At 60.9% G+C, this 18,929-nt stretch carries 20 protein-coding genes; 8 read left to right on the top strand and 12 right to left on the bottom strand.

All coding sequences use genetic code 11. The features are described from left to right. The first annotated feature begins 1 nt into the window (after position 1). Genes AC1VYI_RS18600 through AC1VYI_RS18610 form a run of 3 tightly spaced genes read left to right on the top strand, consistent with a single transcriptional unit; the run spans position 2 to position 1,841 of the window. The gene (locus AC1VYI_RS18600; protein WP_134866670.1) at positions 2 to 616 is read left to right on the top strand and encodes a methylthioribulose 1-phosphate dehydratase; all 615 of its coding nucleotides are present in this window, start codon (positions 2 to 4) and stop codon (positions 614 to 616) included. Then, on the top strand, positions 613 to 1,302 hold the full coding sequence (gene mtnC, locus AC1VYI_RS18605) for an acireductone synthase (RefSeq protein WP_127730004.1): 690 nt from the start codon (positions 613 to 615) through the stop codon (positions 1,300 to 1,302). Before AC1VYI_RS18600 ends, mtnC begins: the two co-directional genes overlap by 4 nt. Further along, positions 1,299 to 1,841: a 1,2-dihydroxy-3-keto-5-methylthiopentene dioxygenase gene (locus tag AC1VYI_RS18610; RefSeq protein WP_023310723.1), complete on the top strand. Its 543-nt coding sequence runs from the start codon at positions 1,299 to 1,301 to the stop codon at positions 1,839 to 1,841. The genes mtnC and AC1VYI_RS18610 overlap by 4 nt, the downstream gene beginning before the upstream one ends. 96 nt (positions 1,842 to 1,937) lie before the next feature. Here the strand turns inward: AC1VYI_RS18610 and AC1VYI_RS18615 are convergent, their stop codons facing one another. Next, positions 1,938 to 2,408, bottom strand: coding sequence for an SRPBCC family protein (locus tag AC1VYI_RS18615; RefSeq protein ID WP_134866672.1), 471 nt, complete (start codon positions 2,406 to 2,408; stop codon positions 1,938 to 1,940). Positions 2,409 to 2,450: 42 nt separating this feature from the next. Continuing rightward, the gene (mtnA, locus tag AC1VYI_RS18620) at positions 2,451 to 3,467 is read right to left on the bottom strand and encodes an S-methyl-5-thioribose-1-phosphate isomerase (RefSeq protein ID WP_134866674.1); all 1,017 of its coding nucleotides are present in this window, start codon (positions 3,465 to 3,467) and stop codon (positions 2,451 to 2,453) included. Between the two features lie 104 nt (positions 3,468 to 3,571). Between mtnA and mtnK the strand changes: the two genes are divergently transcribed. Next, positions 3,572 to 4,771 (top strand): S-methyl-5-thioribose kinase, encoded by a 1,200-nt coding sequence (gene mtnK / locus AC1VYI_RS18625; protein WP_134866675.1) that lies wholly within the window; start codon positions 3,572 to 3,574, stop codon positions 4,769 to 4,771. A gap of 103 nt (positions 4,772 to 4,874) precedes the next feature. Here mtnK and AC1VYI_RS18630 read toward each other — a convergent pair whose 3' ends face one another. The 4 genes from AC1VYI_RS18630 to AC1VYI_RS18645 all read right to left on the bottom strand — a co-directional run bounded on the left by AC1VYI_RS18630 (position 4,875) and on the right by AC1VYI_RS18645 (position 9,825). Next, a complete protein-coding gene (locus AC1VYI_RS18630) occupies positions 4,875 to 6,116 on the bottom strand; it encodes an LVIVD repeat-containing protein (RefSeq protein WP_226483616.1) in 1,242 nt (413 codons plus the stop codon). 129 nt (positions 6,117 to 6,245) lie between these two features. Continuing rightward, the gene (locus tag AC1VYI_RS18635) at positions 6,246 to 7,310 is read right to left on the bottom strand and encodes a sugar ABC transporter substrate-binding protein (RefSeq protein ID WP_023310718.1); all 1,065 of its coding nucleotides are present in this window, start codon (positions 7,308 to 7,310) and stop codon (positions 6,246 to 6,248) included. 20 nt (positions 7,311 to 7,330) lie between these two features. Beyond that, positions 7,331 to 8,326, bottom strand: coding sequence for an ABC transporter permease (locus tag AC1VYI_RS18640; RefSeq protein ID WP_023310717.1), 996 nt, complete (start codon positions 8,324 to 8,326; stop codon positions 7,331 to 7,333). Next, positions 8,323 to 9,825, bottom strand: a complete 1,503-nt coding sequence (locus tag AC1VYI_RS18645; protein ID WP_134866676.1) for a sugar ABC transporter ATP-binding protein — start codon at positions 9,823 to 9,825, stop codon at positions 8,323 to 8,325. The genes AC1VYI_RS18640 and AC1VYI_RS18645 overlap by 4 nt, the downstream gene beginning before the upstream one ends. A gap of 159 nt (positions 9,826 to 9,984) precedes the next feature. On the opposite strand from AC1VYI_RS18645, the gene AC1VYI_RS18650 reads away from it, so the two are divergent. The 4 genes from AC1VYI_RS18650 (at position 9,985) to AC1VYI_RS18665 (ending at position 12,739) form a co-directional block, all read left to right on the top strand. Then, complete coding sequence (locus AC1VYI_RS18650; protein WP_047742554.1) at positions 9,985 to 11,073, top strand: oxidoreductase; 1,089 nt, start codon at positions 9,985 to 9,987, stop codon at positions 11,071 to 11,073. A gap of 57 nt (positions 11,074 to 11,130) precedes the next feature. Next, positions 11,131 to 11,874 (top strand): SDR family NAD(P)-dependent oxidoreductase, encoded by a 744-nt coding sequence (locus AC1VYI_RS18655; RefSeq protein WP_032661029.1) that lies wholly within the window; start codon positions 11,131 to 11,133, stop codon positions 11,872 to 11,874. Positions 11,875 to 12,057: 183 nt separating this feature from the next. Further along, the gene (locus AC1VYI_RS18660; protein WP_134866677.1) at positions 12,058 to 12,363 is read left to right on the top strand and encodes a type II toxin-antitoxin system RelE family toxin; all 306 of its coding nucleotides are present in this window, start codon (positions 12,058 to 12,060) and stop codon (positions 12,361 to 12,363) included. Next, entirely contained in the window at positions 12,335 to 12,739 is a 405-nt protein-coding gene (locus AC1VYI_RS18665) for a helix-turn-helix domain-containing protein (protein WP_029740113.1), read from the top strand. The genes AC1VYI_RS18660 and AC1VYI_RS18665 overlap by 29 nt, the downstream gene beginning before the upstream one ends. On the opposite strand, the gene AC1VYI_RS18670 is transcribed toward AC1VYI_RS18665, so the two are convergent. The 6 genes from AC1VYI_RS18670 to entE form a co-directional block, all read right to left on the bottom strand. Then, positions 12,736 to 12,933 (bottom strand): YbdD/YjiX family protein, encoded by a 198-nt coding sequence (locus AC1VYI_RS18670; RefSeq protein WP_006809671.1) that lies wholly within the window; start codon positions 12,931 to 12,933, stop codon positions 12,736 to 12,738. The two genes, AC1VYI_RS18665 and AC1VYI_RS18670, sit on opposite strands and share 4 nt — an antisense overlap. 96 nt (positions 12,934 to 13,029) lie before the next feature. Continuing rightward, positions 13,030 to 15,135, bottom strand: coding sequence for a pyruvate/proton symporter CstA (cstA, locus tag AC1VYI_RS18675; protein ID WP_029740112.1), 2,106 nt, complete (start codon positions 15,133 to 15,135; stop codon positions 13,030 to 13,032). Positions 15,136 to 15,284: 149 nt separating this feature from the next. After that, positions 15,285 to 15,698 (bottom strand): proofreading thioesterase EntH, encoded by a 414-nt coding sequence (gene entH / locus AC1VYI_RS18680; protein WP_029740111.1) that lies wholly within the window; start codon positions 15,696 to 15,698, stop codon positions 15,285 to 15,287. A gap of 1 nt (position 15,699) precedes the next feature. Next, the gene (gene entA, locus AC1VYI_RS18685) at positions 15,700 to 16,455 is read right to left on the bottom strand and encodes a 2,3-dihydro-2,3-dihydroxybenzoate dehydrogenase EntA (RefSeq protein ID WP_032668097.1); all 756 of its coding nucleotides are present in this window, start codon (positions 16,453 to 16,455) and stop codon (positions 15,700 to 15,702) included. After that, a complete protein-coding gene (locus AC1VYI_RS18690) occupies positions 16,452 to 17,306 on the bottom strand; it encodes an isochorismatase (RefSeq protein ID WP_226483614.1) in 855 nt (284 codons plus the stop codon). Before AC1VYI_RS18690 ends, entA begins: the two co-directional genes overlap by 4 nt. A 10-nt stretch (positions 17,307 to 17,316) precedes the next feature. Beyond that, positions 17,317 to 18,927: a (2,3-dihydroxybenzoyl)adenylate synthase EntE gene (entE, locus tag AC1VYI_RS18695; protein ID WP_134866678.1), complete on the bottom strand. Its 1,611-nt coding sequence runs from the start codon at positions 18,925 to 18,927 to the stop codon at positions 17,317 to 17,319. Positions 18,928 to 18,929 lie beyond the last annotated feature (2 nt).

Raw genomic sequence — 18,929 nt, forward strand, 5'->3', positions numbered from 1 at the left:
AATGACAGACAACCTGCAACTCACACATCTTGTCGACGCCTGCCGCTGGATTGGCGCTAAAGGCTGGGCACCCGCTACCGGCGGCAACATGTCGGTGCGTCAGGACGAGCGCCTCTGCTGGCTCAGCGAATCCGGCAAAGACAAAGGCAGCCTGACGACGGCGGATTTTCTGCAGGTTGAAATCGCCACCAACCGCGCGCCCTCTGGCCGCAAACCGTCGGCAGAAACCGGTCTGCACACGCTGATTTATCGCCTGTTCCCGGAAGCCAACGCCGTCCTGCACGTTCATACCGTCAACGCCACGGTGCTGTCGCGTCTGGTTAAAGAAGCCGAGCTCAACATCAGCGGCTTTGAGATGCAAAAGTCCCTCTCCGGCCAGACCACGCATCTGGATACGGTGGCTATCCCGGTCTTTGATAACGACCAGGATATTGACGCCCTTGCCTCCCGAATCGCCCGTTACGCTGAGGAACGCCCGCTTAATTATGGTTTTCTTCTTCGCGGTCATGGCTTAACCTGCTGGGGACGCGATGTGGCCGAGGCCCGCCGTCATCTGGAAGGACTAGAATTCCTATTTGAATGCGAAATGCGTTTACGACAACTGGAGAGAGTATGATTCGCGCGATTGTGACGGATATTGAAGGGACCACCAGCGATATTCGTTTTGTCCATGATGTTTTGTTCCCCTACGCGCGTGAGCGGCTGGCGGCCTTCGTGACCGCCCAGCAGTACGCCGAGCCGGTCAAATCCATTCTGGACAACCTGCGTGATGAAATCGATAACCCGCACGCCAGCGTCGGCGAACTCATCGACGCGCTGTTTGCCTTTATGGATGAAGACCGCAAATCCACGGCGCTAAAAGCCCTGCAGGGGATCATCTGGCACGACGGCTACGTGAACGGCGACTTTACCGGACACCTCTACCCGGACGTGCTGCCTGCGCTGGAAAAGTGGAAAGCGCAAGGGATTGATCTCTATGTTTATTCCTCTGGCTCCGTCGCCGCGCAGAAACTGTTATTTGGCTACAGCGACGAAGGTGATATTACTCATCTGTTCAGCGGCTATTTTGATACCCACATCGGCGCCAAGCGCGAGGTGCAGTCTTATCAGAACATTGCGGCGCAAACGGGCATCGCCCCGTCGCAGATCCTGTTCCTGTCCGATATTCATCAGGAGCTGGACGCGGCTGAACAGGCAGGTTTTCGCACCCTGCAGCTGATTCGCGGTGATGATGACGGCGCAAGCCATCACCATCAGGTCCACCAGTTTGACGAGATTAATCCGGAGCAGATCCCTTCATGAGCGCATTGACCATTTATTCCGATAAAGACGCCAGTCAACACCAGTGGCACAGCACCGACGCCGCCGAGATAGCCCAGCAGCTCAACGCCAAAGGCGTGCGGTTTGAACGCTGGGCTGCGGATCGCGATTTAGGACACGATCCCGCGCCTGAAGCCGTGATCGCGGCGTATCAGCATGCGATCGACAAGCTGGTGGCGGAGAAAGGCTATCAGAGCTGGGACGTGATCAGCCTGCGCGCCGACAACCCGCAGAAAGAGGCGCTGCGCGCGAAGTTCCTGAACGAACATACCCATGGCGAAGACGAAGTGCGCTTTTTCGTGGAAGGCGCGGGTTTGTTCTGCCTGCACATTGATGATGAGGTGTATCAGGTGCTGTGCGAGAAAAACGACCTGATTTCCGTTCCCGCCGGCACGCCGCACTGGTTTGATATGGGCTCAGAGCCGAACTTTACGGCGATTCGTATTTTCGACAATCCGGAAGGCTGGGTGGCGCAGTTTACGGGCGATGCGATCGCGGATGCGTATCCACGCCTCGCATAGGTAAAAGCAAAACGGCAGCTATAGCTGCCGTTTTTAGCGTTTGCTCCCTCTCCCTGTGGGAGAGGGTCGGGGTGAGGGCATCAGGCCGCTCGGGCTTCAACGCTCCAGTCCTTTCACATACCCCACCAGCTGATCCAGCACAATCCCCCACCCTTCGTGGAAGCCCATCTGTTCATGCTGTTCGCGGATTTCCTTCGTCGGATGACGCGCAATCGCCGTGTAGCGGGTCTTGCCCTCGCCCACATCCTCCAGCAGCAGGATCGCCGTCATAAACGGCTTCTCGGCAGGTTTCCAGCCTTCGGTATAGCCGTCGGTAAAGACCAGCTTTTGACCGGGATCGATTTCCAGAAAGACGCCCCGGTTATCCATCCGCTGACCGTCCACATCAAACACGGTGTTGAACCGCCCGCCCACGCGCAAGTCGAGATCGCATTCGGTCACCTTATGGGGAGCAGGAATGAAGAAGTTTTTGATGTGTTCCGGCGTGGTCCAGCACAGCCACAGCAGGTCGCGCGGTGCATCCACCACGCGCTCCAGTTTTAAGTCAGTTTCAGGATCGAGCGTCACGATATTGTCCTCTTAAGGGAACCCCTTAAAGGATAGCCGGACTCAGGCGAATTTCCCGTTTGCCACCGCTTCCGGCGTGACTACGCCCGTATCCAGCACCCAGCCGCTGATCAGCGAGGCAGGGGTCACGTCAAACGCCGGGTTGTAAACCTGCGCGTTTTCCGGTGCCCACTGCACCGCGCCAAAGCTTCCGGCGACGCCCGTCACCTCGCTGGCGGCGCGCTGCTCAATCGGGATCGCGTCCCCGTTCGGGCAGTCCGGATCCAGGGTCGTTTGCGGCGCGGCCACGTAGAACGGAATGCCGTGGAATTTCGCCAGCACCGCCAGGGAATAGGTGCCGATCTTGTTCGCCACGTCGCCGTTGGCGGCAATACGATCTGCGCCCACCCACACGGCGTCCACTTCCCCTTTTGCCATCAGGCTGGCGGCCATGGAATCGGTAATCAGCTGATACGGCACGCCCAGCTCGCCAAGCTCCCACGCGGTCAGTCTACCGCCCTGCAACAGCGGACGGGTTTCATCCACCCAGACGCTGCTGACGTTGCCGTCCTGATGCGCGCGGGCAATCACGCCCAATGCGGTGCCGACACCCGCCGTGGCCAGCCCGCCGGTGTTGCAGTGGGTCAGTAGGCGGCTGCCGGGCTTCACCAGCGCGCTGCCGGCTTTGGCAATCGCGTCGCAAAGCCGTTTGTCTTCGTCAATCAGGCGCAGCGCTTCAGCCACCAGTGCCGGAACATACTCTTCCTGCCACAGCGCAATCTTCATGCGGTCGAGATTGTTCATCAGGTTCACCGCCGTCGGGCGGGAGGCGCGCAGGGTTTCCAGCGCCGCCGCCAGCTCGTCGCGGCTTTTTCCGTTTTCCGCCAGCAGCGCCAGCAGCAGGCTTGCAGAGAGACCAATCAGCGGCGCGCCGCGCACGCGCAGGGCATGGATATGCCCGACCAGCGCCTCGACCGTCGAGGCATCCAGCCAGCATTTCTCCTGCGGAAGCGCCTGCTGATCGAGAATAAAGAGCTGATTATCCGCCACCCGCAGGCTGGTCGTCTGTAATGTCTGCATGTCGTTAATTCCCTGTTGCGTTGTTGTAGCACATTGTGTCAGGATGAAATCCAGATGTATAGACGTCTACATGTCTTAATTAGAAAACTCGTGAGGAGCAGGCCATGTCGCAATACCGTACCTTTACCGCTCAGGACGCCGTGGAGTATGCCAGGCAGTTTGGCGGACTTGACGATCCTTCATCGCTGGTAGAGGCGCAGGAAGTAGGCGACGGCAATCTCAATCTGGTATTTAAAATTTTCGACGGCGCGGGCGTAAGCCGCATCGTCGTTAAGCAGGCGCTGCCTTACGTGCGCTGCGTCGGGGAGTCCTGGCCGCTGACGCTGGACCGCGCCCGTCTGGAGGCGCAAACGCTGGTCGCGCACTATCAGCACAGCCCGCAGCACACGGTGAAAATCCACCACTTTGACCCGGACCTGGCGGTGATGGTGATGGAAGATCTCTCCAGCCATCGCATCTGGCGCGGCGAGCTGATCAACAACATCTACTACCCGCAGGCGGCGCGGCAGCTGGGCGAATACCTCGCGCACGCGCTGTTCCACACCAGCGATTTCTTCCTGCACCCGCACGCGAAAAAAGCGCAGGTGGCGAAATTCATCAACCCGGAGATGTGCGAGATCACCGAAGATCTGTTCTTCAACGATCCGTACCAGATCCACGAGCGCAACAGCTATCCGGCCGAGCTGGAAAATGACGTCACGGCCCTGCGCGACGACGCTCAGCTTAAAATTGCCGTGGCCTCCCTGAAGCATCGCTTCTTCTCACACGCCGAAGCGCTCCTGCACGGCGATATTCACAGCGGCTCGATTTTTGTGGCCGACGGCAGCCTGAAGGCCATCGACGCCGAGTTCGGCTACTTTGGCCCGATTGGTTTTGACGTCGGCACCGCCATCGGCAACCTGCTGCTGAACTTCTGTGGCCTGCCGGGGCACCTGGGCATTCGCGATGCCGCCGCCGCGCGCGAGCAGCGTCTGACCGATATTCAGGAGCTGTGGAACATCTTCGCGGAACGCTTCCAGGTGCTGGCAAACGAGAAAACGCGCGACGCCGCGCTCGGCGCACCGGGCTATGCCTCCGCGTTCCTGAAAAAGGTCTGGCATGACGCCATCGGCTTCTGCGGCACCGAGCTCATTCGCCGCAGCGTCGGGCTTTCCCACGTGGCGGATATCGACACCATCCAGGACGAGGCGATGCGCCACGAGTGCCTGCGCCACGCGATAACGCTCGGTAAAGCACTGATTGTCATTGCCGACCGCATCGATAGCGTGGAAGATCTGGTGGCACGAGTGCGGCAGTACAGCTGAGTACCGGCTTTGTGCCCGGTGGCGCTGCGCTTACCGGGCCTACGATTCTGATTTTCTCCCTCTCCCTGTGGGAGAGGGTCGGGGTGAGGGCATCAAACCGCACTCATCCCAGATACTCAATCACCGACAGTCCGCCGTTATAATCCGTGCTGTAAATAATCCCCTGCGCATCCACAAACACGTCGCACGACTGGATCACCTGCGGGCGATTCGGCCGCGTGTCCATCATTCTCTCCGGCGCGGCGGGCACCAGCGCCCCCGTTTCCACCGGTCGATACGGATTGGAAATGTCATAAGCCCGCACGCCCGCGTTCTGCCAGGTGGCAAAAATCAGCGTCGAGCTGACAAAGCTCCCCGGCCGGTTCTCGTGCAGGTTGTGCGGGCCGAAATGCGCACCTTTCGCCACATAGTCGGTTTCATCCGGCTGCGGGAAGGTCGAGATGCTCACCGGGTTCGACGGCTCGCGGATATCAAACAGCCAGATCAGCTTTTCGCCGTCCTCCTGGTTATCCAGCACCGCTTCGTCCAGCACCACCAGCAAATCGCGGTCCGGCAGCGGCAGCGCGGTGTGCGTTCCGCCGCCAAAAGGCGGGCTCCAGTTGCGGTGGCTGATCAGCTTCGGCCGGGTGCGGTCCTTCACGTCCAGCAGCGTCAGGCCGCCGTCGCGCCAGCTGCCGTAGGCGGTATCGCCCGCGATAATCGCGTGGTGCAGCGCGTAGCGTTTCCCTTCCGGCCAGTTCGGCTTCTCCCCTTCCGCCTGGTTCATCCCCGGCAGCCACCAGCGCCCCGCCACTTCAGGCTTGCGCGGGTCCGCCAGGTCGATGGTCAGAAAGATGTAGTCGGTAAAGCCGTCAATGAGTGCTGAAACGTAGGCCCAGCGTCCGCCGACGTACCAGATGCGGTGAATGCCGATGCCGCTCAGCGACAGAAAGCCGATTTCGCGCGGCCTGTCGGGCTTGGAGATATCAAATACGCGCAGCCCGGCGCTCCAGCCTTTGTCCTGAACGTCGCTAACGGTCTCCCCCACCTGGCGGGTGTAGTAGACCTTCTCGTCGGCAAAGCGGGCATCGGCAAACAGATCCCGCGCGTTGATGACCAGCAGCAGGTCGTCATGCGCCTGCAGGTGCACGTTCCAGGTGCCGGGCGGCGCGGGCACGTAGCCCGCCGCTTTCGGGTTCTTCGGGTCGCGCACGTCGACAATCGAAAAGCCCTGCGACACCATATGGCCGATATAGGCGAAACCGCGATGCACCATCAGCTGTACGCCGTCCGGACGACCGCCCTGATCGCTATGGCCAATCAGCCGCATATTGCGGCTGTATTCGGGTGGGGGTAGTTGAGACACCTTGAACTCCTTTCGCCCGTTGGCGCTACGCTTACCGGGCCTACGGGTACTGTTGGTTTTCCCCCTCTCCCTGCGGGAGAGGGCCGGGGTGAGGGCGTCAGGCCGCACCTGACGCCACCCGGCCTGGTTTTATTTATTCTTCGCTTCCAGCGTCGCAAACCATGGCGCGATAAAATCTTCCGTCTGGCCCCAGCCCGGAATGATTTTCCCCAGCGACGCCACGTTTACCGGGCCCGGCTGGGCGGTCAGCAGCGCCTGAGGAATGGCCGCCGCTTTGAAATCGTAGGTCGCAGGCGTGGCTTCCCCGGCAATCTTGTTCGCCACCAGACGCACGTTAGTCGCGCCAATCAGCTTCGGATCCACCGCCACGCTCACCTTCCACGCGCTGCCCGGCTCGCGCATCAGCTGCAGATCCTGGTTGGAGATGTCGATGCTGTAGAGCTTGATTTCGGTGCGGCCGTTCTCTTTCAGCGCCTTATACGCGCCCTGGCTGAAGGCGTCCCACGTGCCCCAGATGGCGTCGATTTTGCCTTTCGGATATTTCGCGAGGATCGCACCCACCTTGTTGGCGGTATCGCCCTGCACGTCAGAGGAAACGGCGCCGATAGACTCCAGCTCTTTGATGTCCGGATACTGCTTTTGCAGCTCTTTATAGGCCGCCTGACGACGCTCCATCGGCGGGAAGCCCGCCACCCACAGCTTGACGATATTGGCCTTGCCGTTGAAATCTTTCGCCAGCTGGCCGAAGGAGAGGTTCGTCAGGGAGGCATCGTCCTGCTGGGTGACGGTTACGCCTGGGATCTCGCCGTTAACCGCCGTATCAAAGACGGAGACTTTGATCCCGGCATCCACCGCTTTCTTCACCAGCGCGGTGGAGTACGGATCGCGCCCCTGAGAGAGAATAATCCCGTCATATTTCTGGCTGATGGCCTGGTTCACGAAGTCCTGGAATTTCGCGTCGTCCCCGTTGCTTAAAAAGGTGCTGACCTTAAAGCCGAGCTTTTTCCCTTCCTGAATTGCCCCGGCAATAAACTGCGTGGTGTTGTCGTCTGAGCCGAGGTTACGGATCACCGCGATGCGGATCGGGCCGTCATGGTTCGCAATGGCAGCCGGAAGCGGCGCGGGCGTAGCCGCGAAGCCTGGCAGAGCAGTGAGCAACCCAAGTGCCACCAAAGAGAGTGCAATCTTTTTCATTTTTTTATCCCGTTGTGTTGTCAGCGTTTTTGTATGTAGGTAATCGCCAGCGCTACCGCCAGCACCAGCCCTTTTATAATGTCCATGGCGTAGTACGGCACGGATAGCATCACCAGCCCGTTCGACAGCACGCCGAGAATGACCGCTCCGACCAGGGTTCCCAGCGCGTTCGGCTTGCCGGAGCCTGCCAGCGAGAAGCCAATCCACGCCGCCGCCACCGCATCCATCAGGTATCCGCCGCCCGCATTTACCTGCGACGAACCGATGCGCGAAGCCAGCAAAATCCCGCCCAGGCCCGCCAGCAGCGAGGCAATCACGTAGGCCGCCACCTTGTAGCGCGTGGTACGAATGCCGGAGAGACGCGCGGCTTCGGGGTTGCCGCCGATGGCGTACATCCGGCGCCCGTGAGTGGTCAACGAGAGGCCCAGCTGCGCCAGCACGGTCACCACCAGCATGACGATCACGATGGTCGGCACCTGCCCCAGCAGGCTGAACGCCACCGGAATAGTGCCTTCCGCCATGTCGCCGCTCGGCAGCACCATGTTCTCGGTAATCGACCCGCCGTAGCTGTAGGTCATCGCCACGCCCTGAATGACGAACAGGCTGGCAAGCGTCGCGAGCATGTCAGGAATACGCAGGATGACGATCAGGAAGGCGTTAAACAGCCCCACCAGCGTGCAGAGCGCGAGGGTGATCAGAATCGACTCGGTGGTACCCAAGCCGTGCCAGACGAAAAGTGAAACCACCAGCGCGTTCGCCAGCGAGGCGGTGGATCCGACGGAGAGATCGAACCCGCCGATGGTCAACGAGATCGACACGCCAATGGCAATCACCGTCACGATGGCAATCGAGCGCAGAATGTTGATGATGTTGTTCGGATCGAGGAAGCTGTCCGACGCCAGGCCAAAGACGGCCACCAGCGCGACGACGGTCAACAGCATGCCCCACCTGTAGAGAAAATCGAAAATCTGCTGGCGGCCTGACGCCGCTGCGTTCACTGAAAGGGCCTTGCTCACGACGCCGTTCCTCCGGTTGAATAATAAAGTAGTGTCTCTTCGCGGGCCTCGGCCCCGGCGATTTCCGCCACGATGCGCCCGTCCCACAGGACGCAGATGCGGTCGCACAGCCCGACCAGTTCGGCAAATTCGCCCGAGGCGTAAATTACCCCTTTGCCCTCGCGCGCCAGGCCGTCAATCAGCTGGAACAGATCGGTTTTGGCCTTCACGTCCACGCCTTTGGTCGGCTCGTCGAATATCAGCACGCTGGCGTCATTGCGCAGCCATTTACCGATGGCGACCTTCTGCTGGTTGCCGCCGGAGAGACGGCGCAGCACCTGCCCCGGCCCACGCGCGCGCACGCCGACGCGGGCTATCACCTCTTCCGCCCAGCGCCACGCCTGACGATGGCCAAAAAGGCTCCAGCGCGAGAAGCTGTTATCCGCCGTTACCGCCAGGTTCATGCTCACCGGCTCGTCGATAAAAATGCCCTCTTTGCGCCGCTCCTCCGGCACCAGCGCCAGACCGCGCAGCACGGAGTCGGCCGGGTCGCACGGCTGCCAGGATTGATGATTCAGCTCACCGCGCGCCACGCGGCTTTTGGTGGCGCCAAACAGCGCCTTGCAGAGTTCGGTTTTCCCCGCGCCCGCCAGCCCGGCAATCCCGAGGATTTCGCCTTTGCGCAGGTGCAGGGAGATATCTTTCAGCAGCGCGTCGTCATGCAGACCTTCCACCCGCAGCAGCGTCTCTTCGCCGTGCGGCGGACGCGCGGGCGGATAGATATCGCTCAGCACGTGGCCGAGCATCTTCTCGACGATCGCTTCGCCGCTAAGATCGGCCATCGGACCGGACTCGATCAGCTTGCCGTCGCGGAGCACCGTCAGGGTGTCGCAGATGGCCTTCAGCTCGTGAATGCGGTGAGAGATAAACACCACGCCGATGCCCTGCTGCTTTAAGCGTCTCACCACCCCAAACAGGCGCTCGCTCTCCTGCGCGTCCAGCGGCGCGGTGGGCTCATCAAGAATTAAAAAACGGCAGTGGTGGGACAGCGCCCGCGCCAGCAAAATCTGCTGCTTTTCGGCCAGCGAACAGCCGTCGATGGAACGGCGAACGTCCAGCGTCACGTCGAGCTGCGCCAGCGCCTGTCTCGCCTGCTGGCGGATCGCGCGCCAGCTGAAGCGATGCCCCGGCTGCGCCAGCTGGTCGAGCAGGATGTTTTCGGCAATGCTTAACCCCGGGATCAGCGCCACGTCCACCTCCTGCTGAACGAGGTGGATCCCCAGCCGTTTGGCGTCAAGCGGTTCGCGGATGCTCACCGGCTGGTTGTTGATGCTGATCTCGCCCTCATAGTGGTCGTGCGTCCCGCACAGCACCGCCATCAGGGTTGATTTCCCCGCGCCGTTGGCGCCGGTCAGGGCGTGTACGGATCCGCCGGTTAAGGTGAAATTCACGCGCGACAGCGCCTGAAAGCCGGAAAAGGCCAGGCTGATACCGCGCATCTCAAGGCGACTGGAAACCATCCGCGTAAATCCTTCATTACTCTTCTGATTTATCGAATTTTTCACAGCTCCGGTTGACTGACAACGACGGAAAAGGCATAAGTTAAAGCGAAATATTATTAGCCATCCGGATGTCCAGACATAACATCGGGTTAGCGCTTCCGCAAAAAGGACACCATCATGAGCAACACCGATATCCGCGTCGTGCCTGGCCCGGCGAACTACTTCTCTCATCCCGGAAGCCTTGCGCGGCTGGATAACTTCTTTACCCCGGAACAGCTTTCCCGCGCGGTGTGGATCTACGGCGAGCGAGCTATCGAAGGCGCGCGCCCTTTCCTGCCCGAGAGCTTTAACGCGCCGGGGGCGAAACGCCTGCTGTTTAAAGGCCACTGCAGCGAGCGCGACGTCACCCATCTGGTGAATGAATCCGGCAGCGACGCCAGCGTGGTGATTGGCGTCGGCGGCGGCGCGGTGATGGATACCGTCAAGGCCGTGGCGCGCCGCTTAGGGGTGCCGTTCGTGGGCATCCCCACCATTGCCGCCACCTGCGCGGCGTGGACCCCGCTCTCCGTCTGGTACAACGATGCCGGTCAGGCGCTGCATTTTGAGATCTTCGACGACGCCAACTTCCTGGTGCTGGTGGAGCCGCAGATCGTCCTTAACGCCCCGGCGGAGTATCTGCTGGCGGGCATCGGCGATACTCTGGCGAAGTGGTACGAAGCGGTGGTATTGGCACCTGAGCCGGAGAACCTGCCGCTGACCGTGCGGCTGGGCATCAACGGCGCGCTGGCGATCCGCGACGTGCTGCTGACGCGCAGCGAAGAGGCGCTGGCCGACCAGCAGCGCGGCGAACAGACGCAGGCGTTTCGGGACGTGGTCGATGCAATCATCGCCGGCGGCGGAATGGTTGGCGGCCTGGGCGAGCGCTATACCCGCGTGGCGGCGGCGCATGCGGTACACAACGGCTTAACCGTGCTGCCGCAGACGGAAAAATACCTGCACGGCACCAAGGTAGCCTACGGGATTCTGGTGCAGAGCGCCCTGCTCGGCCAGGACGACGTGCTGGCGCAGCTGGTCGCGGCGTACCAGCGTTTTAACCTGCCGACCACGCTGCGCGAGCTGGACGTCGACATCAATAACCGCGACGAGCTGGATCGGGTCATCGCCCACACCCTGCGCCCGGTGGAGTCGATTCACTATTTACCTGTTACGTTAACGCCTGACGTTCTGCGCGCCGCGTTTGAGAAAGTGGAATCCTTCAGCCGTTAATCGCCCCGACAGGCTATACCTAATGATGATTCTTACCACTCTCGTAACGAGGTCATCATGCAGATCGATTTAACAGGTAAAAAGGCGCTGGTTACCGGTGCCAGCCGCGGGTTGGGTCGTGCGATTGCCCTGTCGCTGGCGCGCGCCGGTGCGGATGTGATTATTACGTATGAAAAATCTGCCGATAAAGCCCAGGCGGTCGCCGATGAGATTAAGGCGCTGGGGCGCCACAGCGAAGCCGTGCAGGCCGACAGCGCCAGCGCGCAGGCGATTCAGGATGCCGTCACCCATGCGGCGCGTTCTCTTGGCGGGCTGGACATTCTGGTCAACAACGCCGGGATCGCGCGCGGCGGCCCGCTGGAGTCCATGACGCTGGCGGACATTGACGCCCTTATCAACGTCAATATTCGCGGCGTGGTGATCGCCATTCAGGAAGCGCTGGTGCACATGTCCGACGGCGGGCGCATTATCAACATCGGAAGCTGTCTGGCAAACCGCGTGGCGCAGCCGGGCATTGCCGTTTACTCGATGACCAAATCGGCGCTGAATTCCCTTACCCGCGGGCTGGCTCGTGATTTAGGGCCGCGCGGCATTACCGTTAACCTGGTGCACCCCGGCCCCACCAACAGCGATATGAACCCGGAAGACGGGGAACAGGCTGACTCTCAGCGTCAGCTTATTGCTTTGGGTCATTACGGTCAGCCGGAAGACGTCGCGGCGGCGGTCACGTTTCTTGCCAGCCCGGCGGCCGGGCAGATCTCCGGTACCGGCCTGGACGTGGACGGCGGTTTGAACGCCTGATCGCAATCTCCCTGCAAGCCTCTGTCGCCCGGCAGAGGCGTTTCCGAGCGCCCTCGACGGTTCGCGTTTTGCCGCTTTCTCCGGTTATTTCACCGCTCTACAGTATCCCATTAGAAATTCGGAATTTATCTAATAGCCTTATTATTTCCTTATACTTTGTGTGGGCGTACAGTGGAGGTACGGATGAAGATTGTCTGGTCAAATGGTGCAAAAAAGGCATTTTCCAGAATTGACGAGCGATATCAGCGTCGAATTGATGTAAAGCTCTCCGAGCTGGATGACAGCTCGGCTCCCCGGCCCGATATCAAAAAAATATCGACGACAGAAAATCATTTCCGGCTTCGCGTAGGCGATTACCGCATCGTCTATACGCTTCGGGACGCTCCCGATGACCATTGTTATGTTTTGGCCGTCAAGCGCAGAACTTCAACGACTTACCTGCATGAGGAGAGTGCCAACTATGGCTGTACAGCTAATCAAGGACGATAATGGGAAAACGCAGTACGTTGTTATTCCCTATCACGAATATTTTCGAATGCTCTTACAGATGGCAGAAATTGACGACGAAACCGATGACGATCTGGAGGATATTGAAGTCGAACACGATAGTCTGGATGACGTGGAATTGCCGGGAGAAGTATGCAGCATCATGACCTGGCAGAACGTCAGCCTGCAGGCCGCATGGCGTATCCTGCGCGGCATGTCCCAGCAGGAGGTGGCGGAAAAACTCGGCATCACCCAGTCCGCCGTGTCGCAGCTGGAAGCGCTCGACTCCCGTCCGCAAAAGCGCACCCGTGAAAAGCTGGCGGCGATCTACGGCTGCAAGCAGGAACAGATCAGCCTCTATTTACCGAAAGAGGGTTAACAGCACTTCGCCCCGCCCTTGCCGCCGTAGCGGGCATCCTGGCGGTCGCGGAAAAATTCTTCGTAGGTCATGGGCGTCTGGTCCGGATGGTTAACGCGCATATGCTCGACGTAATTGTCGTAGTCCGGCACGCCAATCATCATTTTGGCGGCCTGGCCCAGGTACTTACCTGCTTTGGAAAGGGTGTCGAACATAATCAGTTTCTCGTTTGTTTCCGGCCCTCTCCCAAAGGGAAAGGCCGGAGAAGAAATGTGTGCCGGGTAAGGCGAAGCCGCCACCCGGCACACAGGTTAGTGCGCCCCTTTCGCCTGGGTCACAATCTCTTCCAGGTTTTCAGGCATCGGCTCGTACGGCGTCTCTTTCGCCGTTGGCTTATCGTTTTTCAACGCCGCCAGCGCGGTTTTCAGAGAATACAACGCCAGCACCACGACCACCACCATAAAGAAGATGGTCAGCCCGGCGTCCAGACGGTTGTTAAACACCAGCTGAGACAGCTGGGACTCGGTGTACTGCGCCGGGATCTTACCGCTGTCGATCATCGCCTGGAACTTGTTGGCGATCGCCAGGAAGCCCACCTTGTTGTCCGGACTGAAGGCCTTCTGCCAGCCCGCCGTCAGGGTACAGATCAGCAGCCACGCGGTTGGCACCAGTGCCACCCACGCGTAACGCTGGCGCTTCATCTTGAACAGCACTACCGCGCAGAGCATCAGCGCCATGCCCGCCAGCATCTGGTTGGCGATACCAAACAGCGGCCACAGGGTGTTAATCCCGCCCAGCGGATCGACCACGCCCTGGTGCAGGAAGTATCCCCACGCCAGCACGCACAGCGCCGTCGCCAGCAGGTTAGCCGGGAGCGAATCGGTACGCTTCAGGTTCGGGGAGATCACCCCCAGCAGGTCCTGCAGCATAAAGCGCGCCGCACGGGTTCCCGCATCCACCGCCGTCAGGATAAACAGCGCCTCGAACAGGATGGCGAAGTGATACCAGAACGACACGTCCATCAGCCCGCCCAGCGCGCCGTGCAGGATGTAGGCCATCCCCACTGCCAGCGTCGGCGCCCCGCCCGCACGGGAGATAATCGACTGCTCGCCCACTTCACTGGCGATGCTCGTCAACGTATCAGGGGTAATCGCAAAGCCCCAGCCGCTCACCACCTGCGCGGCGGACGCCACCACGTCAACGGTGCCAGCCGGTGCCAGTACCGCCATCGGGCTGTTCATCGCGAAATACACGCCCGGGTCGATGATGCAGGCAGAGACCAGCGCCATGATGGCGACAAAGGATTCCATCAGCATGCCGCCGTAGCCGATCAGGCAGGCCTGATTTTCATTCGCCAGCATCTTCGGCGTGGTGCCGGAAGCGATCAGCGCGTGGAAGCCCGACACCGCGCCGCAGGCGATGGTGATAAACAGGAACGGGAAGAGGTTACCGGTCCAGACCGGGCCGGTACCGTCGATGAATTTGGTTAACGCAGGCATGGTCAGGGTCGGGCGCATAATCAGAATGCCGATCGCCAGCCCGACGATGGTGCCGATTTTCAGGAACGTAGAGAGATAGTCTCGCGGAGCCAGCAGCAGCCATACCGGCAGCACCGCCGCCACAAAGCCGTAGCCCACCAGCATCCAGGTCAGCTGGACGCCGGTAAAGTCGAAGAACGGCGCCCAGGTCGGGCTTTCCGCCACCCAGCCGCCGGAGATAATGGCGAACACCAGGAATACCAGGCCAATTACCGACACCTCACCAATGCGGCCCGGGCGCAGGTAGCGAATATAAATCCCCATAAACAGCGCCAGCGGAATGGTGAAGGCAACGGTATAGGTCCCCCACGGGCTGTGGGTCAGCGCTTTCACCACGATCATCGCCAGCACCGCGAGGATGATCACCATGATCATAAAGGTCGCCACCAGCGCAATTACCCCGGCGGTTGCCCCCATCTCCTCTTTCACCAGCTCACCCAACGAACGCCCGTCGCGGCGGGTCGAGACGAACAGCACCATAAAGTCCTGCACCGCGCCCGCCAGCACCACGCCCGCGAGGATCCAGATCATCCCCGGCAGGTAGCCCATCTGCGCCGCCAGCACCGGCCCCACCAGCGGACCCGCTCCGGCAATCGCCGCAAAATGGTGACCGAACAGCACTTTTTTGTCGGTCGGCACGTAGTCCAGCCCGTCGTTATGGCGGACGGCAGGCGTCATGCGCGTAGCGTCAACGCCCAGAACGTTCTTCGCGATATAGCGGCCATAAAAACGGTACGCGATCAGATAAATGCAGACGGAGGCGACGACGATCCAGAGCGCATTGATCTGTTCCCCCCGGTTGAGGGCGATATAGCCCAGGGCAAAGGCTCCCACAACGGAGAGCCCTGCCCATATAAGGTATTTCCCTGAGTTGTTCATAGTTGTTGTCCGTTGTTGTGAAACAGTGAGATGTTACATTTTGTTTCTAGAACAACCGGAAAAATTTAACAACTTTGAAACGCAATAATGCGTGGTCAAACCAGAGATTTACACCACAGTGTTAAGCCGATCACTTTGATCTGCCTGGCTTAGCCCAACACCATCGTGCTCAACCGACAGGTGCAGCACCGCCGCCCCTGCTCGTCGAATACCACAATCTCCCAGCTCTGGCTCGAACGCCCCAGATGCAGCGGCTGGCAAACGCCGCGCACTTTGCCGTGAGAGACCGCACGATGGTGCGTGGCGTTAAGCTCCGTCCCCACCACGCTCTGCCCGTCGCGGGTCATCAGAAAACCGGCCATCGACCCCAGCGTTTCCGCCAGCGCCGCCGACGCGCCGCCGTGCAGCAGGCCAAACGGCTGATGGGTACGCGCATCCACCGGCATCTCCGCTTCCAGCGTGTCGTCACCGATACGGGTATAGACAATGCCGAGATGCGCCACCAGCGTATTCAGGCTGGTCGCGTTCAGCTCCTCGAGCGGTAAATGACGTTTCCAGATCATCTTACGCTCCCAGCGTGGAGCCGCCGTCCACCACGATATCCTGCAGGGTGATATGGCTGGCGGCATCGGATGCAAGGAACAGCACCGTGCTGGCTATCTCCTGCGGACGAGCTATTTTGCCCAGCGGAATGCCAAGCTTGAACTGCTCGCCAAAGCCGCGAATACGCTGCTGCTCCGCGTCGTCGCTTTTCCACAGGGTGCGCTGCATATCGGTGTCCGTTGAGCCCGGCGACACCAGGTTACAGCGCACGCCGCTGCCCGCCAGCTCCAGCCCGACGGTCATAGCCAGGCTTTTCAGCGCCGCCTTCGACGCGCCATAGGCGCTCATGCCGATGCGCGGCGTGTGCGCCGCGTCGGACGCCACGGTGACTATCGCCCCGCCCTGCTGACGGCGGAACTGGCCCATCGTCTGCTGGAACAGGTTGAACGCGCCGCCGACGTTAACCGCGAAGGTCTGCTGCCAGTCCTCCTGCGAAAGCTGGTCCGTCGCCCCCATGCGCAGAATGCCCGCCGCGTTGACCAGCACGTCCAGCCGTTCAAGCGACGCCAGCGCGCGCCCGCACACCTCATGCACCTGCGCGGCATCCGCCACGTCCAGGGTTTCAGTGGCGAACGGATAATCGCCCAGCGGAAACGCCAGATCGAAGCCGGTCACCCGTGCGCCCGCCTCCACAAACGCCAGCGCCGTCGCGTAGCCAATCCCCTTACCCGCGCCCGTCACCCAGACGGTTTTACCGGTGAAATCCAGACCCATCACTTCATCTCGCGGGAGAGCAGCGCCCACCAGGCGTCGATTGTGGGATTTTTTGCCAGCATCACGAAGTCGATATCGCCGTGCACTTTGCGCCAGCGGGCGGCCAGCGCCATCATGCGCACCGAATCCAGGCCGTAGTCGATCAGGTTTTCGTCATCCATCGGCTCGTCGGACTCGTCCAGCAGCGGCAGGATCAGCTCGCGCAGCGCTGCTTTGGTCGCCGGAACGGAAGGCAGCAGCTCGTTGGTCATCACTACGCGGCCCGAGCGCCCTGCCACGTAGTTCAGCGACATCAGATGCTCGTCGCGGGTGAAATCCGCCAGCGCGTCGGCGATAAAGAACGGCTTGATGTCGCGCATAAAGGCATCGGTGGCGGTGGTCATGCAGCCGATGTGGGCGTAGACGCCGGTAATCAGCAGCTGGTTGCGGCCCGTCTCTTTCAGCATCTGCTCCAGCGGCGAGCGGTGAAACGCGCTGTAGCGCCACTTCACCAGCACCGTGTCCGCTTCGTCCGGGGTCAGTTCACTTACAATGCGCTGCTGCTCCGGTGAGCGGGTCAGGCCTGGCCCCCACATGTCGTTCAGCAGTGCGCGGTCTTCGTCGCTCTGCTCTTTCGGCTGGGCGGTGTAGTAGACGGGAATATTGTGCGCTTTGCAGTAAGCGCGCAGTCTGGCGATATTCGCCACCACCTGCTGCATCATCGCGCTGTTTTCGCCCCAGAAGTTCAGGAAATACTCCTGCATATCGTGGATTAGCAGCGCGGCGCACTCAGGCTCGAACGCCCAGTTCACCTTGTTGGCCGGCAGATCTGCGGCGGTCGGCAGCGCGTAAGCGGTTAATTTTGGAATGGCCATACTCTGTTCCTCAGCCCCGGGCGCGTTCAGCAAGCCACAGGCGCAACTGTTTCTTATCGACTTTACCGACCGGCGTTAGCGGGAGCGCATCCACGCTCTCCACGCGGTCCGGCAGCTTGAATTCGGCAACGCCCTGCTCGCGCAGGAAGCGGCGCACCTCGACCGCGCGCAGGGGCTGTTTCACCACCAGATACGCGCAGCTTTTTTCGCCCAACAGGCTGTCCTCCATGCTCACCAGCGCGGCGTGGATCACCGACTCGTGGCGCAGCAGCAGGTTTTCAATCTCTTCGGCGGCGATCTTCTCGCCGCCGCGGTTGATCTGATCTTTCTCGCGCCCCTGCACGGTGATGTAGCCCTGCTCGTCAATGGCAATCAGATCGCCGGAGCAGTAAAAGCCGTCGGCGTCAAAGGCGCTGGCGTTGTGTTCCGGGCTGTTGAAATAGCCGCGGAAGGTATACGGCCCGCGCGTCATCAGACGCCCAACCTCACCGCGCGGCAGCGGGTTTCCGTGCTCGTCCGCCACCCAAACTTCGTCGTCCGGGCACATCGGGCGGCCCTGGGTGTTGATGATGCGTTCCGGCGCGTCGTCGAGCGCGGTGTAGTTCACCAGCCCTTCCGCCATGCCGAACACCTGTTGAAGCTGGCAGCCGATTTCCGCCGGAATGCGCGCCGCGAGCGTGGCGGAGAGACGTGCGCCCCCCACCTGCAGCAGCCTGAGGGATTTAAGCTGCGCGCTTCCCGCGCCGTCGGCAATCGCCTGCAGCCAGAGGCTCACCGCCGGAGGAACCAGCGAGGTGACGTTAATCTGATGCCGTTCAATCAGCGGGAAGCAGAGCGTGGCGCTCGGATCGTTCGCCAGCACCACGCAGCCGCCCGCGGTGAAAACGCCTAACGATCCCGGCGAACTCATGGCGTAGTTATGCGCCGCGGGCAGCGCGTTCAGGTAACGCGTATCGGCGGTGATGCCGCAAATCTCGTTGCTGCGGCGAATGCTGTAGTCGTAATCGTTGTGCGTGCGCGGGATCAGCTTCGGCGTGCCGGTGCTACCGCCGGAAAGCTGGAAAAACGCCACTTCGTCGGCGGGCGTTGGGTTCGGGATGAAATTGTCCGCCGGACGCGCAATCGCCGCTTCCAGGGCGTGTTCGTCCTTATCGCCGCGCAGCAGCACGACGCGAACCGAGCGGTGCGCATCCACAAAGGCGTTAAGAAAATCATAGCCCGCAAACAGCGCGTGGTCGCGATCGGCAATCAGCGCGGCGGGTTTGATCTGCTCCGCGTAGGCGTTCAGCTCGCTGCGCTGATGGCTAAAGAGCGCGTTCACCGGCGCGACGCCGATTTGCAGCAGCGCGAAGAAAGTGATGTAGAACTCGGCCACGTTGCCAAGCTGCACCAGCGCCGTCTCGCCGCGCTGCAGCCCGCGCGCCTGAAGAGCGGACGCCAGATTGTTTACCGCCTGATTAAACGCGCGGTAGGTGATGTGTCGCTCGCCGTCGATAATCGCCACGGCATCGCTGTCCGCGCGATCCGTTAGGATGTGGGTCAGCGGCAGATCCTGCCAGTAGCCTTTTTCACGGTAGCGGCGGGCGAATTCATCAGGCCAGCGGGTAAAGGGAATGGTCATGA

The sequence above is a fragment of the Enterobacter sp. QK-SA4 genome (assembly GCF_056856775.1).

Bases quoted from the DNA above. Each gene is read 5' to 3' on its own strand.
- mtnA (WP_134866674.1), bottom strand. From the start codon at position 3,467: ATGCAGACATTACAGACGACCAGCCTGCGGGTGGCGGATAATCAGCTC.
- cstA (WP_029740112.1), bottom strand. From the start codon at position 15,135: ATGAACAACTCAGGGAAATACCTTATATGGGCAGGGCTCTCCGTTGTG.
- AC1VYI_RS18660 (WP_134866677.1), top strand. From the start codon at position 12,058: ATGAAGATTGTCTGGTCAAATGGTGCAAAAAAGGCATTTTCCAGAATT.
- AC1VYI_RS18650 (WP_047742554.1), top strand. From the start codon at position 9,985: ATGAGCAACACCGATATCCGCGTCGTGCCTGGCCCGGCGAACTACTTC.
- AC1VYI_RS18690 (WP_226483614.1), bottom strand. From the start codon at position 17,306: ATGGCCATTCCAAAATTAACCGCTTACGCGCTGCCGACCGCCGCAGAT.
- entE (WP_134866678.1), bottom strand. From the start codon at position 18,927: ATGACCATTCCCTTTACCCGCTGGCCTGATGAATTCGCCCGCCGCTAC.
- entH (WP_029740111.1), bottom strand. From the start codon at position 15,698: ATGATCTGGAAACGTCATTTACCGCTCGAGGAGCTGAACGCGACCAGC.
- mtnK (WP_134866675.1), top strand. From the start codon at position 3,572: ATGTCGCAATACCGTACCTTTACCGCTCAGGACGCCGTGGAGTATGCC.
- mtnC (WP_127730004.1), top strand. From the start codon at position 613: ATGATTCGCGCGATTGTGACGGATATTGAAGGGACCACCAGCGATATT.
- AC1VYI_RS18665 (WP_029740113.1), top strand. From the start codon at position 12,335: ATGGCTGTACAGCTAATCAAGGACGATAATGGGAAAACGCAGTACGTT.
- AC1VYI_RS18645 (WP_134866676.1), bottom strand. From the start codon at position 9,825: ATGGTTTCCAGTCGCCTTGAGATGCGCGGTATCAGCCTGGCCTTTTCC.
- AC1VYI_RS18670 (WP_006809671.1), bottom strand. From the start codon at position 12,933: ATGTTCGACACCCTTTCCAAAGCAGGTAAGTACCTGGGCCAGGCCGCC.
- AC1VYI_RS18600 (WP_134866670.1), top strand. From the start codon at position 2: ATGACAGACAACCTGCAACTCACACATCTTGTCGACGCCTGCCGCTGG.
- AC1VYI_RS18655 (WP_032661029.1), top strand. From the start codon at position 11,131: ATGCAGATCGATTTAACAGGTAAAAAGGCGCTGGTTACCGGTGCCAGC.
- AC1VYI_RS18610 (WP_023310723.1), top strand. From the start codon at position 1,299: ATGAGCGCATTGACCATTTATTCCGATAAAGACGCCAGTCAACACCAG.
- AC1VYI_RS18635 (WP_023310718.1), bottom strand. From the start codon at position 7,310: ATGAAAAAGATTGCACTCTCTTTGGTGGCACTTGGGTTGCTCACTGCT.